This window comes from Mesorhizobium sp. WSM4809 (genome assembly GCF_055811655.1).
Genome location: NZ_JBVVQW010000002.1, coordinates 130303 through 149175 on the forward strand (window position 1 = coordinate 130303; position 18873 = coordinate 149175).

The 18873-nt window shown below is 63.8% G+C and carries 20 protein-coding genes; 9 read left to right on the forward strand and 11 right to left on the reverse strand.

Annotated features, from left to right (window positions below; translation table 11 throughout):
* Positions 1-5 precede the first annotated feature (5 nt).
* Together AC0L24_RS05160 and petA are read right to left on the reverse strand one after the other, a co-directional pair.
* A complete protein-coding gene (locus AC0L24_RS05160; RefSeq protein ID WP_473563524.1) occupies positions 6-1307 on the reverse strand; it encodes a cytochrome b in 1302 nt (433 codons plus the stop codon).
* A gap of 16 nt (positions 1308-1323) precedes the next feature.
* Entirely contained in the window at positions 1324-1884 is a 561-nt protein-coding gene (gene petA / locus AC0L24_RS05165; RefSeq protein WP_127270959.1) for a ubiquinol-cytochrome c reductase iron-sulfur subunit, read from the reverse strand.
* A gap of 313 nt (positions 1885-2197) precedes the next feature.
* Between petA and AC0L24_RS05170 the strand changes: the two genes are divergently transcribed.
* Complete coding sequence (locus tag AC0L24_RS05170; protein ID WP_127270961.1) at positions 2198-2542, forward strand: cupin domain-containing protein; 345 nt, start codon at positions 2198-2200, stop codon at positions 2540-2542.
* A gap of 3 nt (positions 2543-2545) precedes the next feature.
* Here the strand turns inward: AC0L24_RS05170 and AC0L24_RS05175 are convergent, their stop codons facing one another.
* From AC0L24_RS05175 to AC0L24_RS05195, 5 genes are read right to left on the reverse strand one after another with little or no spacing between them, the layout of a single operon-like run.
* Entirely contained in the window at positions 2546-2857 is a 312-nt protein-coding gene (locus AC0L24_RS05175; protein WP_127326788.1) for a DUF6665 family protein, read from the reverse strand.
* Between the two features lies 1 nt (position 2858).
* Complete coding sequence (locus AC0L24_RS05180; RefSeq protein WP_292138396.1) at positions 2859-3338, reverse strand: GNAT family N-acetyltransferase; 480 nt, start codon at positions 3336-3338, stop codon at positions 2859-2861.
* Between the two features lie 4 nt (positions 3339-3342).
* Positions 3343-5226 carry an ABC transporter ATP-binding protein gene (locus tag AC0L24_RS05185; RefSeq protein WP_473563526.1) on the reverse strand — a complete coding sequence of 628 codons (1884 nt, stop codon included), beginning with the start codon at positions 5224-5226 and terminating at the stop codon, positions 3343-3345.
* Positions 5227-5236: 10 nt separating this feature from the next.
* Positions 5237-7123: an ABC transporter ATP-binding protein gene (locus tag AC0L24_RS05190; RefSeq protein ID WP_128288932.1), complete on the reverse strand. Its 1887-nt coding sequence runs from the start codon at positions 7121-7123 to the stop codon at positions 5237-5239.
* A gap of 29 nt (positions 7124-7152) precedes the next feature.
* Positions 7153-7548: a hypothetical protein gene (locus tag AC0L24_RS05195; protein WP_127326784.1), complete on the reverse strand. Its 396-nt coding sequence runs from the start codon at positions 7546-7548 to the stop codon at positions 7153-7155.
* A 446-nt stretch (positions 7549-7994) separates the two neighbouring features.
* Between AC0L24_RS05195 and AC0L24_RS05200 the strand changes: the two genes are divergently transcribed.
* Together AC0L24_RS05200 and soxR are read left to right on the forward strand one after the other, a co-directional pair.
* Positions 7995-8453 (forward strand): tRNA (cytidine(34)-2'-O)-methyltransferase, encoded by a 459-nt coding sequence (locus AC0L24_RS05200; RefSeq protein WP_473563528.1) that lies wholly within the window; start codon positions 7995-7997, stop codon positions 8451-8453.
* Positions 8454-8613: 160 nt separating this feature from the next.
* Positions 8614-9075, forward strand: a complete 462-nt coding sequence (gene soxR / locus AC0L24_RS05205; protein ID WP_473563530.1) for a redox-sensitive transcriptional activator SoxR — start codon at positions 8614-8616, stop codon at positions 9073-9075.
* On the opposite strand, the gene AC0L24_RS05210 is transcribed toward soxR, so the two are convergent.
* Positions 9072-9329 carry a hypothetical protein gene (locus tag AC0L24_RS05210; protein WP_013529975.1) on the reverse strand — a complete coding sequence of 86 codons (258 nt, stop codon included), beginning with the start codon at positions 9327-9329 and terminating at the stop codon, positions 9072-9074. The two genes, soxR and AC0L24_RS05210, sit on opposite strands and share 4 nt — an antisense overlap.
* 166 nt (positions 9330-9495) lie before the next feature.
* On the opposite strand from AC0L24_RS05210, the gene hemF reads away from it, so the two are divergent.
* The 3 genes from hemF to AC0L24_RS05225 all read left to right on the forward strand — a co-directional run bounded on the left by hemF (position 9496) and on the right by AC0L24_RS05225 (position 11398).
* Entirely contained in the window at positions 9496-10410 is a 915-nt protein-coding gene (gene hemF, locus AC0L24_RS05215) for an oxygen-dependent coproporphyrinogen oxidase (RefSeq protein WP_473563532.1), read from the forward strand.
* 308 nt (positions 10411-10718) lie between these two features.
* Entirely contained in the window at positions 10719-10979 is a 261-nt protein-coding gene (locus tag AC0L24_RS05220) for a DUF1344 domain-containing protein (RefSeq protein ID WP_127396775.1), read from the forward strand.
* Positions 10980-11212: 233 nt separating this feature from the next.
* Positions 11213-11398 (forward strand): DUF1059 domain-containing protein, encoded by a 186-nt coding sequence (locus AC0L24_RS05225; RefSeq protein WP_127269428.1) that lies wholly within the window; start codon positions 11213-11215, stop codon positions 11396-11398.
* Between the two features lies 1 nt (position 11399).
* Here the strand turns inward: AC0L24_RS05225 and AC0L24_RS05230 are convergent, their stop codons facing one another.
* The 3 genes from AC0L24_RS05230 to AC0L24_RS05240 are packed head-to-tail and all read right to left on the reverse strand — an operon-like array spanning position 11400 to position 13923.
* A complete protein-coding gene (locus AC0L24_RS05230; RefSeq protein ID WP_127809524.1) occupies positions 11400-12665 on the reverse strand; it encodes a CCA tRNA nucleotidyltransferase in 1266 nt (421 codons plus the stop codon).
* The gene (locus tag AC0L24_RS05235) at positions 12662-13294 is read right to left on the reverse strand and encodes a CoA pyrophosphatase (protein ID WP_127809523.1); all 633 of its coding nucleotides are present in this window, start codon (positions 13292-13294) and stop codon (positions 12662-12664) included. Before AC0L24_RS05235 ends, AC0L24_RS05230 begins: the two co-directional genes overlap by 4 nt.
* Entirely contained in the window at positions 13294-13923 is a 630-nt protein-coding gene (locus AC0L24_RS05240) for a DUF1285 domain-containing protein (RefSeq protein ID WP_127326869.1), read from the reverse strand. The genes AC0L24_RS05235 and AC0L24_RS05240 overlap by 1 nt, the downstream gene beginning before the upstream one ends.
* 154 nt (positions 13924-14077) lie before the next feature.
* On the opposite strand from AC0L24_RS05240, the gene AC0L24_RS05245 reads away from it, so the two are divergent.
* From AC0L24_RS05245 to AC0L24_RS05255, 3 genes are read left to right on the forward strand one after another with little or no spacing between them, the layout of a single operon-like run.
* Positions 14078-15082 carry an AAA family ATPase gene (locus AC0L24_RS05245; protein ID WP_127271985.1) on the forward strand — a complete coding sequence of 335 codons (1005 nt, stop codon included), beginning with the start codon at positions 14078-14080 and terminating at the stop codon, positions 15080-15082.
* A complete protein-coding gene (locus AC0L24_RS05250; protein WP_127809522.1) occupies positions 15082-16047 on the forward strand; it encodes a DUF58 domain-containing protein in 966 nt (321 codons plus the stop codon). The genes AC0L24_RS05245 and AC0L24_RS05250 overlap by 1 nt, the downstream gene beginning before the upstream one ends.
* Positions 16044-18866: a DUF4159 domain-containing protein gene (locus AC0L24_RS05255; RefSeq protein WP_127809521.1), complete on the forward strand. Its 2823-nt coding sequence runs from the start codon at positions 16044-16046 to the stop codon at positions 18864-18866. The genes AC0L24_RS05250 and AC0L24_RS05255 overlap by 4 nt, the downstream gene beginning before the upstream one ends.
* Positions 18867-18873 lie beyond the last annotated feature (7 nt).

Consider the following 18873-nt stretch of genomic DNA (forward strand, 5'->3'; position numbering starts at 1 on the left):
CCCGCTCAGCCTTTGGTTTCCGGCGCCGCCGTAGCGCCCGCCGGATGTCCGCTGCCGCCCTTGTTCTTCTCGAGGACCGCCTCGGTGATCGAGTTCGGCAGCCGTCGCGGCGTCTCGATCAGGCCGAGCACCGGCAGCGCGATCAGGAAGAAGGCGAAGTAGAACAATGTCGCCATCTGCGCCATGAACACATAGCTGCCTTCGGCCGGCTGCGAGCCCAGCCAGCCAAGCAGGATGGCATCGGCCATGAACAGCCAGAAGAACAGCTTGTACCAGGGCCGGTAAACGGCCGAGCGTACCTTCGAAGTGTCGAGCCACGGCACCAGGAACAACATGACGATGGCGCCGAACATGCACAGCACGCCGCCGAGCTTGGAGTTGATCGGCCCGACATTGAAGGTGATGGCGCGCAGGATCGCGTAGAACGGCAGGAAGTACCATTCGGGCACGATGTGGGCCGGCGTCTTCAGCGGGTTGGCGACGATGTAGTTGTCGGGATGGCCGAGATAGTTCGGCAGGTAGAAGACGAAATAGGCGAAGAAGAACAGGAACACGATCATGCCGAACGCGTCCTTGATGGTCGCGTAGGGGGTGAAGGCGACAGTGTCGGTCTTCGACTTGACCTCGATACCCGTCGGGTTCGACTGGCCCACGACATGCAGCGCCCAGATGTGCAAAACGACGACGCCGGCAATCATGAACGGCAACAGATAGTGCAGCGCAAAGAAGCGGTTCAGCGTCGGGTTGTCGACGGCAAAGCCGCCGAGCAGCAGCTGCTGGATCCAGTCGCCGACCAGCGGAATGGCGCTGAAGAAACCCGTGATGACGGTGGCACCCCAGAAGCTCATCTGGCCCCATGGCAGCACGTAGCCCATGAAGCCGGTCGCCATCATCAGGAGATAGATGATGCAGCCGAGGATCCACAGCAGCTCGCGCGGCGCCTTGTAGGAGCCGTAATAGAGGCCACGGAAGATGTGGATGTAGACGGCGACGAAGAAGAACGAGGCGCCGTTCGAATGCATGTAGCGCAGCAGCCAGCCCGAATTCACGTCGCGCATGATCTTCTCGACGGAGCCGAAGGCCAGATTGGTGTCGGCCGTGTAGTGCATGGCCAGCACGATGCCGGTCAGGATCTGCGCCACCAGCATGATCGACAGGATGCCGCCAAACGTCCAAGCGTAGTTGAGGTTGCGCGGCACCGGATAGGCGACGAAGCTGTCATAGACCAGCCGCGGCAGCGGCATACGGGCGTCGAACCAGCGTCCGAAACCGGTTTTGGGCGTATAGGTCGAGTGTCCCTCGCTCATCGAAATGTCCCCTGCCTCAACCGATAAGGATCTTGGTATCGGAAATGAACTTGAATACCGGCACCGCCATGTTCTCAGGCGCCGGGCCTTGGCGGATGCGTCCGGCCGTGTCGTAGACCGAGCCGTGGCATGGGCAGAACCAGCCGCCGAAATCGCCTTCCTGGCCGAGCGGAATGCAGCCGAGATGGGTGCAGACCTGAACCATCACCATCCAGGCTTCCTTGCCGGGTGTGGTGCGGTTGGCGTCGGTCGCCGGTGCATCGGCCGGCAGATTAGCGTTGCGGGCGATCGGGTCCTTGAGATCGGCCAGCTTGACGGCCTCGCCGTCCTTCATTTCCTGTTCGGTGCGGTTGCGGACCACGACCGGCTTGCCGCGCCATTTGACGATCAGCGACATGCCCGGCGTCAGCGAGGCGACGTCGACTTCGACGGAAGCGAGCGCCAGCGTCGAGGCATCGGGGCGCATCTGGTCGATGAACGGCCACGCGAAGGCACCCGCGCCGACCACTGCGGCCATGCCGGTGGCGACGTAGAGAAAATCACGACGGTTGGGATCCTGGGTGTCGGTTGCGCTCACGGGTGCCTGATCCTTTCGCCTCTTCCGTGCCGGTGGCTGAGCCTTGTTCCCCGCTCAATTACGCCAACCCGACAGCGCATGGCGAACAGGCTTGCGAATTCCTCCGGCATTTGGACTTCGGTTTATGCGTGAAGCCCGTTTTTGTCCAGACGGGTGAAGGCACAAGGGCAGATTGTCGCGGGGACAAAATCCGCCACCGCTCAACGCGACGCCGGATAGCCGCCAAACATCGCTAAACAACCGGGAAACAACCGCAAATCCGACGCCCCTGTTCGGCTCGACACAAGGCGCCAGCCGGGTCTATCCTTGTATCATGGCACACGTCATAGACCGCGACACTTGGTCTGTTCGCTCCGACCATTGGAAGGGCGAATTGCAATGTGGCGCCTACGGCTCCAACTCCTGCCTGATCTTCAACTATTTGCCTGGCGTCGGCGGCGGCCCCCGCCTGCACACGCATCCCTACGCGGAGATCTTCATCATCCGCCAGGGCACCGGCCTGTTCACTGTCGGCGACCAGGAGATCGAGGCATCCGCCGGCCAGATCCTGATCGTGCCGCCCAACACGCCGCACAAATTCACCAATCTCGGCCCAGGCCCGCTGGAGACGACCGACATCCACGAGAACGGCAGCTTCATCACCGAATGGCTTGAGTGATCCCTATTTCGCGCCGAGCCTGGCCAGCACCGCTTTCGGGATGTTGTATTCACGAATGACGGCATCGTGCTTGCGCAAGCCGCACAGCTCGCGCTGGATGAAGTAGCCATGCACCGCCTCGGCGGCATCCTTGAGCAGCCGGGGGCGCAGTTGCTCGTCGGCATTGTCGCGCAGCCTGGCCAGCGTTTCCTCTACCCGCTGGCCGGCGCGGCCAAGTGCTGCCGCCTTTTCCGCCAATATTTCATGGCCGAGCGCGTCGAAGGCGGCTTCAGCGGCCGAGCCGCCGGCAAGATGAGATGGCGGACGCAAGGACATTTCAGTCTCCTTTCGCGAAAACCATGCGGTGAGTGACGAATTCTTCGCCTTCCACGCGCGTAAATCCAAGCCGTGCGTAAAAACCAAAAGCCTCTTGCGGCGCGCGGGTGTTCAGCGCGGCGAAATGGTGACGTGCCCTGTCGATAACGGTTTCAACCAGCATCCGGCCAAGGCCGGCGCGACGGTGGCGCGCACTGACGAACAGGTGCCGGACCCGGCCCTGGTCCCTGGCCTCGAAATAGGGATCGATGTTCAACCCGCACACGCCGGCGAGTTCCCTTCCATCCCAGGCTCCGTACAGCGCCTCGCCCCGTTTCAAGAACTTGTTGCGGCCACTTGCCCAGCCATCCGCCAGGCGCACCAGCATCCAGTAGCCTTCCTCCCGGCTCTCTTCCTTCAGCGTGTCGAAGGCCGGAATGGTCGGCCGGAGCCGCTTGAGAACGTAGCCGACCTCTGAGATGGCGCCTGTTGATCCACTCATGGAGCTACTCCGCCGGGCGTGTCTCTTCGAGCACGCTGTCCTCGTGATAGAGAAAACCGCCGGACTGCCGCTTCCACAGCCGCGCATAGAGCCCCTCGAGTGCTACCAACTCGTCATGCGTGCCCTGTTCGACGATGCGGCCGCCGTCGAGCACCACCAGTCGGTCGAGTGCCGCGATCGTCGACAGCCGGTGGGCGATGGCGATGACCGTCTTGTTTTCCATCAGCCGCGTCAGATTTTCCTGGATCGCCGCCTCGATGTCGGAATCGAGCGCCGAGGTCGCTTCGTCGAGAATCAGGATCGGCGCATCCTTGAGGAAGACGCGGGCGATCGCCACGCGCTGGCGCTGTCCGCCCGACAGTTTGACGCCGCGCTCGCCGACAAAAGCCTCGTAGCCGGCGCGGTCCCTGTTGTCGCGCAAGGTCAGAATGAACTCGTGCGCCTCGGCCTTTTTCGCCGCCGCGATCACCTCCGCATCGGTCGCGTCTGGCATGCCGAGCTTGATGTTGTCGCGCAGTGAACGGTGGAACAGCGCCGTGTCCTGGCTGACGACGCCGATATTAGCGCGCAGCGAGTTTTGCGTGACATCGGAGACGTCTTGGCCATCGATGGTGATGGAGCCGCCCTCCAGATCGTAGAGCCGCAGGACCAGATTGGCGAGCGTCGTCTTGCCGGCGCCCGACGGTCCGACCAGCCCGACCTTCTCGCCCGGCTTGACGACAAGGTCGATGCCGTTCAGCACGCCGAACCCTTTGCCGTAATGGAACTCGACGTTCTTCACCTCGATACGCCCGCCCGCCACGACAAGTTCCTTGGCGTCGGGCGCATCGGCGAGGCCGAGCGGCTGCGAAATCAGCGCCTTGGAGTTCTCCAGCACGCCGAGGTTTCGCAAGATGCTGTTGAGCTGCATCATCAGCCGGCCGAGCAGCATGTTGAGCCGCAGCACCAGCGACAGCGTGAAGGCGACTGCGCCGACGGTGATCGAGCCCTCGACCCAGAGATAAACGGCAAAGCAGCCGATCGCCGTGATCATGATGCCCGACAGCGTCGTCAACGCCATGCGCACGCCGGTCAGCCGGCGGGTGAACGGGCGCAATGCGTCGAGGTAGATGTCGAAACCGTTCCTGATGTAGCGGTCGTCGCCGTCGGCCGAGAACAGTTTCAGCGTCTGCACGTTGGAATAGGAATCGACGATGCGACCGGTGATCATCGAGCCGGCCTCGGCGGTTTCCTCGGCATGCTTGCGGATTGCCGGCAAGTAGAGCTTGGCCAGCCAAGCGAAAGCGGAAATCCAGATCACCACCAGCACCGCCAGCCTGAGATCGAGGCCTGCGACCAGCGCCAGCGTCGTCACCGTGTAGACGATCATGAACCAGACGACCTCGATGAAGCTTTCCATCAGGTCGCCGGTGGCTTGCCCCGCCTGCCAGACCTTTGTCGCGATGCGGCCGGCGAAATCGTTCTGGAAGAAGGCGTAGGACTGGCGCGAGACATGCCGGTGCGCCTGCCAGCGCACCAGATTGTAGAAGCCCGGTGTGATCGTCTGTTCGTCGACCAGGGCAGAAAGGCCAACGACGACGGTGCGGATGACCAGCACCACCACGGCCATGAAAACCAGTTCAGGGCCGGCGGCGGCCCACAGTGCGTGCCAGCTGCGCTCGGCGGGAAGCTGGTCGAGAATATCGACCAGCCGCCCGACGAAGTAGAACAGGCCGGCCTCGACCAGCGGCGCGATGCCGCCGATGACCAGCATGGCGAAGAAGGCGAACTTCGCCTGGCCGACATAGTGCCAGAGGAAACCGCCGACGCTGGTCGGTGGCCGAAGATTCGCTGGCTCCCTGAACGGATAGACCCAGTTCTCGAACCAGCGATAGACGGCTGTCATCATGCGGCGGCCATCATTCTGCGGCTTGCCCCTTTGCAAGTGCATCGTTGGCGGGGTCGGCGGGACCGTCCTCAAGCAGGAACCCGCCCGACTGGCGCTGCCAGAGCTGCGCGTAGAGCCCGCCGCGGGCGACGAGTTCCTCGTGCGAACCTTCCTCGATGACACGACCCTTGTCCATCACCACCAGCCTGTCCATCGCCGCGATGGTCGAGAGCCGGTGCGCTATGGCGATGACGGTTTTGCCTTGCATGAGCCTGTAGAGATTCTCCTGGATCGCCGCCTCGGCTTCGGAATCAAGCGCCGAGGTCGCTTCGTCAAGGATAAGTATAGGTGCGTCCTTCAACATAACGCGCGCAATGGCGACGCGTTGCCGCTGGCCACCGGACAATTTGACGCCGCGGTCGCCGACATGGGCATCGAAGCCCTTGCGGCCGCCGGCATCCGAAAGCCCTGATATGAAGTCCAGCGCCTCGGCGCGCCGCGCCGCCTCGACAAGCAGCTCTTCCGAGGCATCGGGCCGGCCATAGAGGATGTTCTCGCGCACCGAACGATGCAGCAGCGAGGTGTCCTGCGTGACCATGCCGATCTGCGCACGCAGCGAATCCTGCTTCACACCGGCGATCTCCTGGCCATCGATCAGAATCCGGCCGGCTTCGAGGTCATAGAAGCGCAGCAACAGGTTGACCAGCGTCGACTTGCCGGCGCCGGAACGGCCGACGATGCCGACCTTTTCGCCCGGCTTCACCGCCAGCGACAAGCCTTCGATCACACCCTTCTGCTTGCCGTAGTGGAAGCGAATGTCCTCGAAGCGGATCTCACCCCTGGAAACGCTGATCTCCTTCGCGTCCGGCCTGTCCTCGACAAGGCGCGGCAGCGAGATCGAGGCGATGCCGTCCTGCACCGTGCCGATGTTTTCGAACAGGCCCGACATTTCCCACATGATCCATTGCGACATGCCCCACATCCTGAGCACAAGGCCGATGACCACGGCGACCGCGCCGATCGTCACGGCTTGCCCCAGCCACAGCCACAGCGCCATCGCGGTCACCGAGAACAAGAGCAGCGCGTTCAGTATGTAGAGCGAGCCGAAAAGCACTGTCACCAGCCGCATCGACCGGTAGACCGTTTCGAGAAAGCCGGACATGCCGTCTTTGGCGAATGACGCTTCGCGGCGTGCATGGCTGAACAGCTTGACCGTCTGGATGTTGGAGTAGCTGTCAACGACCCGGCCCGTCATGATCGAGCGCGCATTGGCCTGCTCCTCGCCGACCTTGCCCAGCCGGGGAATGAAAAATCGCAGCAAAAGGATATAGCCGACCAGCCAGAAGCCGAGCGGCGCGGCCAGCCGCCAGTCGGCCGAGCCGACGATGAGCAGCATGCCGAGGAAATAGACGATAACGTAGTTCAGGACGTCGATCACCTTGATGACGCATTCCCGCACGGCGAGAGCCGTCTGCATCAGCTTTGTCGCGATGCGGCCGGCGAACTCGTCCTGGTAGAAACTCATCGACTGCTTGAGCAGATAGCGGTGCACCTGCCAGCGGATGCGCATGGGATAATTGCCCATCAGCGTCTGCTGGTTGAGAAACGAATGCAGCCATACCGTGCCCGGCAGCGCGAACAGCACGATGAAGGCCATGCCGGCGAGCTTCCAGGCTTCCGTCTGCAGGAAGGTTTCGCGATTCTGTCCCGACAGCCAGTCGACGATGCGGCCGAGGAAGCCGAACATCCATACTTCCGCGATCGCGATGGCCGTCACCAGCACCGCGTCGAAAAGGATATAGGGCCATGCGCCGCGCGTATAATGCAGGCAGAAGGCAACCAGCGTCTTGGGCGGCTCGACCGGTTCCGCTGCGGGGAACGGATCGAGCCTTTTTTCAAACCAGCTAAACAACAACATAGGTTATGCCTGTGAAATGTGTTTGCCGCTTACGCGGCACGTGAGCGTACGAAATCCCCGGAACCCATGGCGTCAAGGGCCGACGGTCTGGAATCACCCGGACCGTCGGCCCTGCTTCGCGCAATATAGGGGCTCGCGGGCTTTTCGCCGACAGCTGCGCCAGACGATCCTGACGACACGGTGCCGCCAGCCCGGTTTTTCGCGCCCGGCCGGATCAGCCGGATGATCCGGCGCACCAGCGAAGGCCGGCTCAGATCGGGAACCGCGCGCGAAAAATCGACATCCGGCAGCATGCCGCGATGCGGCCGGCGGCGAACCTCGGCGTGCACCGCCGACGAATAGGTGTCGCCGATCAGCAGCGCCCAGGTCGGCAGTCGATGGATATGCAGGCTCCTCGAGCCAGGTATTCTGTAGGGATCGAACATCGGTCCGTCCTCCGTGTGAAAATCGAGATAAAAAGGCGAAGCAATATCGTCCGCCGGCATTCGGCCGGAGGCACGCATTGCGTCGGTCTGGACATGACGACGATCATCGGTCCGGACAGCTTCAGATGGGGCGTTCAGCCCTTTTGACTTTTTGAAAAACATCGCAGGATTCCTTCGGGAGCCGAAAAATCGTTTCGGCGGGAATCGGTGCGATCAAGTCTTAGAGAGTCAGGAGAATCGTCGTACCGAAACCGCCGGCAGGCAGGTAAGCCCACGAGAGGGGCGCTGGATGTGCATGGTCATCATGAATTACCCCTCCATCGGTTCGGGTTGACAATGCTGGTTGTATACCCGACTTCGCAGAAAATAGCCACCCGCAGGTCCAGCAATTTCCAAAACCGCCAGGCCGCTGTGGCCGATCCGCCACTTATTAGAAGGACGCGGAAATGAGCTGTCGTCTCCGCATCGCGCTCTACCAGCCTGACATTGCCGGCAACACCGGAACAATCCTGCGCTTCGCCGCGTGCCTCGGACTCGGCGTCGACATCATCGAACCGGCCGGATTTCCGCTCTCCGACAAAGCGCTCAAGCGCGCCGGCATGGACTACCTCGAAATGGCCGCCCTGACCCGGCATGTCGACTGGCACGCCTTCGAGGAATGGCGCAAGGCTGGTTCGCGCCGGCTGGTGCTGCTGTCGACCAAAGCCACGACGGCCTACACCAGCTTCATCTTCGCCGAAGGCGACATACTCCTGTTCGGCCGGGAATCCGCAGGCGTGCCGGACCCTGTCCACCAGGCGGCGGATGCGCGGCTGACCATCCCGATGCAGGGTACGGCGCGCAGCATCAACGTCGCGCTTTCCGTCGCCATGGCGGCGGGCGAAGCCATCCGGCAACTCGGATAGAATCCACAACCCATCGACAACATCACCCCTATCGTCGACGACGACAGAGCTTTCTCCACTTATTCTCACCCAGGCGCACATCGCCTTCTCCTGCATTTGCCCAAACGATATTTCTTCGCTACAAGCTCAACTTAACTTGAGGTCAAGCGGAAAGTGCGAAATGGCTGCTGTTACGGAATTAACAGTCGGCCAGGTCGCCATGCGCAGCGGGGTGGCGGTATCGGCATTGCATTTCTACGAGGCCCGCGGCCTGATCCGCAGCCACCGCACGTCGGGCAACCAGCGCCGCTACGGCCGCGACGTGCTGCGACGTGTGGCGATCATCAAGGTCGCGCAGGAGGTCGGCATCTCGCTGGCCGAGATCGGTGAAGCCCTGGCCTCGCTGCCAGAAGGCCGCACGCCAACGCGCGATGACTGGAACGTTTTGTCGACCGCCTGGCGCGACGGGCTCGATCACAAGATCGCCCAGTTGAAGAAACTGCGCGACGGGCTGACCGACTGCATCGGCTGTGGCTGCATGTCGATCGACAAATGCCCGCTGCGCAACAAGGGCGACCGGCTGGCGCGCGAGGGGACAGGGGCAAGGAGGCTGGTTGCTCCGCCTCTCTCGAGGACATCCTAGTCAGCCGCTGGCAACCGCCTGATGGTGAACTCGATGAGGTCGCCCGGCCGCTCGAACCAGCTTTCGATCTCGGTCCAGTAGGCCTGCTTGGGAAAGCGCTCGAACCATTCCTTGGCCTTGAGCCGCGCATCGGAGCGCGGCAGCACGAAGGTCTCGCGCAGGAAACCATCGCGCGGCATACGCACGCGCTCGGCCCGGCTTTGATCGAGCCTTTTCTTCAGGCCATCCAGCGGCGGTCTTGCCGGGGTGCGCACGAAACAACTCCTTGCACCTGGCGCATGACCCGAAATCGGTATCGAGTTTCGGAAAGGATCATGCGCAAAACCAAAGTGACTTGACCCTTGCCCTTAAGAGATTAGGGATCGCGCCGGCAAAAGACGAGTCATTTGTGGGACTCGCCGCCCCAACCGGAGACGGCACTTGGAACGACCAGAAATACCGGCAGGCCTGCCCGCCGACATCGAACAAAAGAAGATGAAGGCACGGCTGTGGTTCGAGGCCCTGCGCGAACGCATCTGCGCCACCTTCGAGCAGATCGAGCAGGACCTTGGCGGGCCGCTGGCCTCGTGGTCGCCCGGCCGCTTCGAGAAGACGCCATGGGAACGTGACGAGGGGCGCGGCGGCGGCGGCACCATGTCGATGATGCACGGCCGCGTCTTCGAAAAGGTCGGCGTCCACACTTCGACCGTCCATGGCGAGTTCTCGCCCGAATTCAGGAAGCAGATGCCCGGTGCCGAGGAAGACCCACGCTTCTGGGCATCCGGCATTTCGCTGATCGCGCACCCGTGGAATCCCAACGTTCCGGCCGTGCACATGAACACGCGCATGGTGGTCACTTCCAGCCAATGGTTCGGCGGCGGCGCCGATCTGACACCGGTGCTCGATCGCCGCCGCACCCAGGACGACCCTGATACCCTCGCCTTCCACCGCGCCATGCAATTCGCTTGCGAGAAGAATGCCGCGGTCGCCGATTACCCGAAATTCAAGGCCTGGTGCGACGAGTACTTCTATCTGTCGCACCGCAACGAGCCGCGCGGCACCGGCGGCATCTTTTTCGACTGGCTGCATTCGGGCGAGGACAAAGGCGGCTGGAATGCCGATTTCAACTTCGTCCGGGATGTCGGCCGCTCCTTTCTCGTCGTCTACGGTCACCTCGTGCGCGCCAACTTCAACGAGAACTGGACCGATGGCGACCGTGACGAACAGCTCATCCGACGCGGCCGCTATGTCGAATTCAATCTGCTTCACGATCGCGGCACCATCTTCGGACTGAAGACCGGCGGCAATGTCGCGTCCATTCTCTCCAGCCTGCCGCCCGAGGTCCGCTGGCCGTAACAAAATGGTGAGCCTTGCGTGAGTCGCATTGATGTCCCATTCGCTTGAAATAGGCATGGAATGTGGCACACGGTGCGGCGCAAAATTTCTTTTTCGTCTAATAGGCCGTTGAAAAGACTGGCCTATTTGTGGGGCCGGGTCGGGAAGCGCCGGCGGTTCGCCTGCGCGCAATTCCAGGAAAGTGCGAAACGGCTTTCCGACCGGAATTGCGTCAGACAAAGCGAGCCGCGACTCGACGCGACCGGACGGCCCAGACGACGCGGGGCACCTCATTGAGAGGGATGCCCTACTTCCAGGAGTACTTCGCAATGCGCAAGATCATTGTTTCGGCTGCCGCCGCTGCCCTTCTCGCTTCCGGTTCAGTGGCATTCGCCGCCGTCAAGCACACCACCGGGACGATCAAGACCTTTGACACGACGGCCATGAGCCTGGTCCTCGATGATGGATCGTCTTTTACGCTTCCCAAGACCTTCAAGGATCCTGGCCTGACGGTCGGTGAAAAAGTCCGTGTCTCATGGGATATGAAGGGCAAGAACAAGGTCGCCGAGGCCGTCAAGGCCGCAAAATGATGGCTTGCCCGCCAGAGCAGGATGAGACGATGTCCGGTCCTGTTTCGGGATAGTGTTAAGAGGGCGGAGCAGCGCTGCTCCGCCTTTTTGCCGTTGACCGCAACCAATGCCGTCCCATCTGTGTTATGCTTCTCACCCGCTCGCGGTCCGCGGATTAAACCCTGGAACTGGACCATGAGCCAAAAAAGTACCGAAGCCTCGACCAGGCTTCACGGAGGAAAAGGAGAAACCTGATGAAGGAATTTCACTGCGGGTCACTCGTGCCCGGCTGTGACTGGCACACGCGTGCCGACGAGGAGGCCGAGGTGATGCGCCGTGCCGTCGAGCACATGCGCGAGACGCATGGCGAAACGGTTATCCGCGAGACGATGATCGAGGCGATCCGCTCGCGCATCGAAAAGAGCCGCGACGCGGCCTGATCTACCCGGCGTTCAAAGCTTCGGCGGCGCGCTTGAGGAGCGCGTCGCGATCAGGGGTAAACCCGGCTTCGACCCATTCCGCCTCGAGATTCCTGAGGATTTCGCCGAGTTTCGGTCCTGGAGTTGCGCCGAGCGCCGTGAGATCGGCACCTTTCAGCGGAAACAACGGCTTTTCCCATTTGACGGCGAAGGCAAGCAGGCGCGAAAAGCCACCGGCTTCGAGCAGCGCCTCATTGTCCTCGACGGCGCGCACCCTGGCTGCCGCAAGCGACAGCCGCAGCCGGTCGACAAACCCGTTCCGGTCGCCGCGATAGAGCCTTTTCGCCAGTTCGCCCTCGGTCGTCTTCGGTTCGACGGCGGTGGCAAGCGCCCAGTGGCGCAGGCGATCCGCTTCGGCTGTCGAGAATTTGAGCCGCTCGGCGAGCGTCTTCATGCGAGCGGCATCGGGCGGCACGATCGCTTCCAGTCTGAGCAGCGGGTCGGGTGCCCAGCCCAGATCCTTCCCGGCCTTGGCCAACCCATGGATGGCATCGATGCCCCATTTCTCGCTTTCCGGCAGCGCTGCGGTCAAGACGCCTGCCTGCCGCATCCAGAGCAGCGCCCGTGACGGATCGGGCGCCGACAAGAGCTTCTTCAGTTCCGACCAGATGCGCTCGGCCGAAAGCTGGGCCAGCCCTTCCTTAAGCCGGGCGCAGGCTTTCAGCCCTTCGGCGTCCGGCCGTCCATCGCCGTACCAGGCGAAGAAGCGGAAGAAGCGCAGGATGCGCAGATAATCCTCGCGGATACGCGCTTCCGGGTCGCCGATGAAGCGCAGCCGGCGTGCCTCGATGTCGGCAATGCCGCCGACCAGGTCGACAACCCTGCCGTCGGCCTCGGCATAGAGCGCATTGATGGTGAAGTCGCGCCGCTCGGCGTCAAGCTTCCAGTCGCGCCCGAACGACACTTTCGCGCGTCGCCCGTCGGTCTCGATATCGGCGCGCAAGGTGGTGATTTCATAAGGTTTTCCGCCGGCAACCACGGTGATTGTCCCATGTTCGATGCCGGTTGGCACCGCCTTGAACCCTTCCGCTTCGGCGCGGCGGAGGGTTTCCTCCGGCAGGCAGGTGGTGGCGATGTCGATGTCGGCGACGGGCTGGCCCATCAGCGTGTTGCGCACCGCGCCGCCGGCGACTCGCGCCTCTTCACCGCCTTCGGCCAGTGCGAACAGCAGGCGCTGCAGATGCTTGTCGCCGAGCCAGTCGGCCCTGTCCGCGATCGAGACACTCACGCATAGAGCCTTTCATAGAGGGTACGGATGATGCCGGCGGTGACGCCCCAGATGCGCCGGTCGCCGTAAGGCATGTCGTAGAAGAACCATTCGAGATCGTTCCACATGCGGCTGTCGCGCTTGTGGTTGGCCGGATCCATCAGGAAGCGCAGCGGCACTTCGAAAGCGGCGTCGACCTCGTCGGCGTTGAGCGTCAGTTGGAAACCGGGCAGCACGATGCCCAGCACCGGCGCGATGCGGTAGCCGCTGCCGGCCACATAGTCGGGCATGCGGCCAATGATCTCGATGCGGTCTCGGCCAAGCCCGATCTCCTCGGAAGTCTCGCGCAGCGCCGCCGCCTCAGGGCTCGGATCGGTCGGATCGATGGTACCGCCGGGAAATGCCACCTGCCCCGAATGGCTGCGCAGCTTTTCAGCCCGCTTGGTCAGGAGAACCGTCGCATCGCCCTCATGATCGACCACCGGGATCAGCACCGCGGCATTGCGCAGCGCCTTGCCCTGGTTGAGGCGCGGATGGCCGGGGTTGAAGCGATGATCGCCATAATCGTCGCCGGCATGCGCATCGGGCTGCACGGCAAAACGCGCGCGAAAATCCGCGGATGAAAACGGCGCCGGCGTCACCTGGTCCATCACGCACTCAGCCGCTTCAACTGGTCCGCCGGCATGATCGGGAACACGGCGCCCTTGGAGCGCACCGCGAACATCGTCTTGCCGCCGATCTCGACCTCCTCGCCATGCCCGACCAGTTCATACATCACCGGCCGCGCCACCAGCGCTTCCAGGCGGCCACGCACCAGCACATAGGGCTTCAATCCGCCGGTCTCGTTCTCGTCGACAAACCGCAACGGCCGTTCCGGCCCGGCCTCGACGACATCGCCGACATTGGTGCGGAAGGTGATGGTCTGCGCTTCGCCGCTACCCGAAACGTCCATTTCGACCGCGATGAACGGCGCATCGGCAACGCGGATGCCGACCTTTTCCACCGGTGTCACCAGATAGGTCCTGCCATCGGCGTCCTTGCGCAGCACCGAGGAGAAAAGCTGCACCAGCGGCATGCGCCCGATCGGCGTGCCCAGATAGAACCAGGTGCCGTCGGACTTGATCTCCATGTCCAGATCGCCGCAGAAGTCGGGATTCCAGCGTTCGACGGGTGCCGCGCCCTTGCCGGCACGGGCGGCGCGCGAGATGAGCGCCTCGAGGCCACGCGCCTCGGTGGCATCCGTCAGGCTTTCTTCACGATGTCCCAAGGGTCCCGTCATGGTCACGAAATAGTCACTGTTGTTGCGCTTGTCAGCCTAAGTCTGTGATTTAAGTTTCGACATAGGCGCCACGCGAGGCCGAATCGCGGCAACTTATGGTATGGTGCAGCCGTTGTTCCAGCCATGGTATTCCAACCACAAGGATCGATGCGGCATGAGCGTGATGGTCAAGGAAAGCCCTATCAGCGAAAAGGACATGATCGCCGAGGCCGAAAAGGCGCTTGCCGACATCTCCCGGATCCGCGACGGGGTCGGCCGGGTCATCTTCGGACAGGAAAGCGTCGTCGAGCGTACTCTGGTGGCGCTCCTGGCCGGTGGCCATGCGCTTTTGGTCGGCGTGCCGGGCCTCGCCAAGACCAAGCTGGTCGAAACACTTGGCATCGTGCTCGGCCTCGATTCGCGTCGCATCCAGTTCACGCCGGACCTGATGCCGTCCGATATCCTCGGCTCCGAAGTGATGGAGCAGGACGAAACCGGCAAACGCTCCTTCCGCTTCATCTCCGGGCCGATCTTCGCCCAGTTGCTGATGGCCGACGAGATCAACCGCGCGTCGCCGCGTACCCAGTCGGCCCTGCTGCAGGCCATGCAGGAATACCACGTCACCATTGCCGGCGCCCGCCATGACCTGCCGGCGCCCTTCCACGTGCTGGCAACCCAAAACCCGCTGGAGCAGGAAGGCACCTATCCGTTGCCCGAGGCCCAGCTTGACCGCTTCCTGATGCAGGTGGATATCCTCTATCCCGAGATCGAGGCAGAGCGCCGCATCCTTCTGGAAACCACCGGCATCGAGGACGCGAAAGCGCAAAACGTGCTGCAGCCGGTGCGGCTGAAGGAGATCCAGACGCTGATCCGCCGCATGCCGGTGCCTGAAAGCGTCGTCGAGGCGATCCTGACGCTGGTGCGCTCGGCGCGTCCCGGCCAAGGCAATGCCGAGACCGACAAGAACGTCGCCTGGGGTCCCGGCCCGCGCGCCAGCCAGGCGCTGATGCTGTGCACAAGGGCGCGCGCGCTTTACGACGGACGGCTGGCGCCCTCGGTTGACGACGTCCGTGCGCTGGCCGAGCCAGTGCTGCAGCATCGTATGGCGCTGACCTTCGCCGCCCGCGCCGAAGGCACCGGCGTGCGTGACGTGGTGGCGAAACTCGTGAAAGGAATTTGATGCAGCGCATCGGCGAGGTCCAGGCTCCGGCAGCGACGCGCGACGCGCTCGCCCGTGGCCGGTTGCGGGCCTCGCTTGTGCCAGACCTGCTGGTCGAAGCGCGCCGCATCGTCAACACCGTGATCGCCGGCTGGCATGGCCGCCGCAAGCGCGGCATCGGTGAAAATTTCTGGCAGTTCCGGCCCTATGTCGAGGGTGATTCCTCGCGCATCGACTGGCGCCGCTCGGCCCGCGACGACCACACCTATGTGCGCGACCGCGAATGGGAAGCCGCCCATACGGTCTGGCTGTGGGCCGACCCCTCGCCGTCGATGCTATACAAATCGACCGGCGCCAGCGTTTCCAAGCAATCGCGCGCGCTGGTGCTGGCGCTGGCCATGGCCGAACTGTTGTCGCGCAGCGGCGAGCGCATCGCCTGGCCGGGCCTCACCGACCCGTTCACCGCCCGTAACGGCGCCGAACGCATCGCCGCCCAGTTGATGCATGCGGGCGATTTGCCGGCAAAACCCGACCTGTCCGACATCAGGCGCTTCTGCGACATCGTCATCGTCAGCGACTTCCTCGATCCGGTCGAAGAGACGATGGCCTGGCTCGACGTGCTGGCCCGCCACGGCGTGCGCGCGCACCTGATCGAGGTCGCGGACCCGGCCGAGGAGACCTTCCCCTATGCTGGCCGAACCGAGTTCACCGATCCCGAGACCGGCGACAAGCTGACCGCCGGCCGCGCCGAAATGCTGGGTGATGAGTATCGCCTGCTCTACGCCGCCCGCCGCCATGAACTGACGGGCTGGTGCAAACGGCTTGGCTGGAGCTTTACCGTCAACCACACCGATCGGCTCGCCTCCGACGCACTGGTGCGGCTGCACATGGCGATGACTGCTGACGGCCCCTCGGCCAGGCCGACCGCCGGCGGTCATGCAGGCATGATCGCCAGCGGCGATCGGCCAGGAAAGGCTGTCGCATGAGTTGGCTGCCGCTTTCCTTTGGCGCCCCCATGGTGCTGTGGGGCCTGCTGGCACTGCCGGTGATCTGGTGGCTGCTCAGGCTGACGCCGCCCAAGCCGCAGACCGAAATCTTCCCGCCGCTGAAGATCCTGGCGCGCGTGCTGAAGCGCGAGGAGACGCCGCAGCAGAGCCCGTGGTGGCTGACGCTGCTCAGGCTCTTGATGGCGGCCCTCATCGTCGCGGCATTGGCCGACCCGGTCTTCAACCCGCGCGAAAAGCTGCCGGCCGAGGGAGCCGCCCTTGCCCTGGTCATCGACAATGACTGGGCAAGTGCCGCCGATTGGGGCAAACGCGTCGCCACCGCCGAGCGGCTGATCAACGATGCCGGCGCCAACGGCGTGCCGGTCGTCATCGCCTTCACCGCCGAAAAGGCCAATGCCGAGGTCGGCCCGTTCGATGCCGCCACCGCGCTTGACCGGCTGCGCGCCGCCAAGCCGCGGCCGATCCCGACCGACCGGCCCGCCATCTATGCCCGCGTGGCCGGCGTGCTGGAGACCTTGCCCGGGGCCAGCGTCGCCGTGCTTGCCGACGGCCTGGCGGCAAAGGGCGATGAAGCCGCCTTCAACACGCTTCTGTCGAAAAATGCCGCGCGTGTCGTCTGGGCAACCGCGGACAGGCTGTCGCTGACCGGCCTGACCGCCGCCGACAACCAGGTCGACGGCTTTGCACTGACCGCCATCCGCGCGCCGGGCGACCCTGCCCCGGCTCAGGTCACCGCCGGCGCCTTCGATGACAAGGGCCGCCGCATCGCCGATGCGACGCTGACCTTTTCGCCTGGCGAAACCACCGCCACCGGCACCATGGCGGTGCCGTTCGAGCTGCGCAACGACTTCGCTTCCATCGCGCTCGACGGCGAGCGGCAGGCTGGTGCGGTCCGCGTCCTCGACGAAAGCTCCAAGCGGCGGCGCGTCGGTCTATTGTCGCAGGCCGAGGCCGACCAGGCACAGCCGCTTTTGTCGCCGCTCTACTACATCAGGCGGGCGCTGCAGCCCTTCGCCGATCTGGTCGAACCCTCCAGCGCCGATCTTGCCGACGCCATCCCGCAAATCCTCGACCAGAAGCCCGCGATGATCGTTATGGCCGATATCGGCACCATTCCCGGACAGGTCCGGCAGAGACTTGTCGATTGGGTCGACAATGGCGGCACGCTGGTGCGTTTCGCCGGTTCGCGGCTGGCCACCGCGGGCGATGACGACGATTTGCTGCCCGTCCGCCTTCGCACCGGCGAGCGGTCGCTCGGCGGCGCGCTGTCATGGACGTCGCCGCAGCCGGTCACCGAATTCCCCAAGGCCGGCCCGTTCGCCGATCTGGCGCCGCCGACCGAGGTCACCGTCAGCAGGCAGGTGCTGGCCGAGCCGACATCCGATATCGTCGAGCGCACCTGGGCGGCCCTTGCCGACGGCACGCCGCTGGTCACCGGACTGAAGAAAGGCAAGGGCACGCTGGTGCTGTTCCACGTCACCCCCGAGGCAACCTGGTCGAACCTGCCGATCTCTGGCAGCTTCGTCGAGATGCTGCGCCGCATCGTGCAGCTGTCGCGCAACCAGGGCGCGGCCATCGCCAATGCCGAAGCCGCCGCGGCGTCGCTGGCGCCCTATCGCATGATTGCAGCCGACGGCTCGCTGGTGCCGCCGACGCCGGATGCACGGCCGCTTGTACCGGGCGCTGGCGCGCTGCCGGTGACTTTTGAAAACCCGCCAGGTCTCTATGGTTCCGAGACGGGTGTATTTGCCCACAATCTGCTGGAAGCCGACAGCAAGTTGGCGCCCCTGGCGCGCCCGCAAATCACTGTTCCGGTCACCTCGATCCAGTATGCCTTTGACGAATCGCGCAATTTGAAAGGCACGCTGGTCGCGGCCGCCCTGGTGCTGATGCTGCTTGATACGCTGGCGGTGTTCTGGATGGGCGGCCTGTTTTCACGCCGGCCGCGCCGCGCCGGTGCCGTGACAACCACCGCCGCCGTCCTGATTGCGCTGGGTAGCTTGTTCGGTCATGCCGACCTTGCCCGCGCCGACGACGCCAAGCCGGGTGACGAAATTGCCATCGAGGCGATTTCGAAGACCCGCATCGCCTATGTGCTGACCGGTGTGCCGGGCGACGATTCGATCAGCCGCGCCGGGCTCGAGGGGCTGACGCGATTCCTGGTCGAGAAGACGGCGCTGGAACCGGGCGAGCCGGCCGGTGTGGACATCTCCCGGGACGAGCTGTCGTTCTATCCGCTGATCTACTGGCCGATCGATCCGGCCGCACCGATGCCCAGCCAGGCAGCGATCGCCCGCGTCGACGCCTATATGCAGCAAGGCGGCACGGTGCTGTTCGACACCCGCGACCAATTCGCCAACGGCATCGGCGCCGATTCAACCAGCCCGGCGACGGAGCGGCTGCGCGACATCCTCGGCAACCTCAACGTGCCGCCGCTGGAACCGGTACCGTCCGACCACGTGCTGACCAAATCCTTCTTCATCCTGCCCGAATTCCCCGGCCGCTTCGCCGGCAGCCCGCTCTGGGTCGAGGCCTCGCTCGACGCCAGCAACGCCGAGAACCGGCCGGTGCGTACCGGCGATGGCGTCTCGCCGATCATGATCACCGCCAATGATTTCGCTGGCGCCTGGGCGGTCGACCAGAACGGCGATGCGCTGCTGCCAACCGTGCCGGCAGACCCGATGCAGCGCATCTACGCGCTGCGCGCCGGCGTCAACATCATGATGTACATGCTGACCGGCAACTACAAATCCGACCAGGTGCACGTGCCCATACTGCTCGAACGGCTGGGGCAGTAGAATGAGT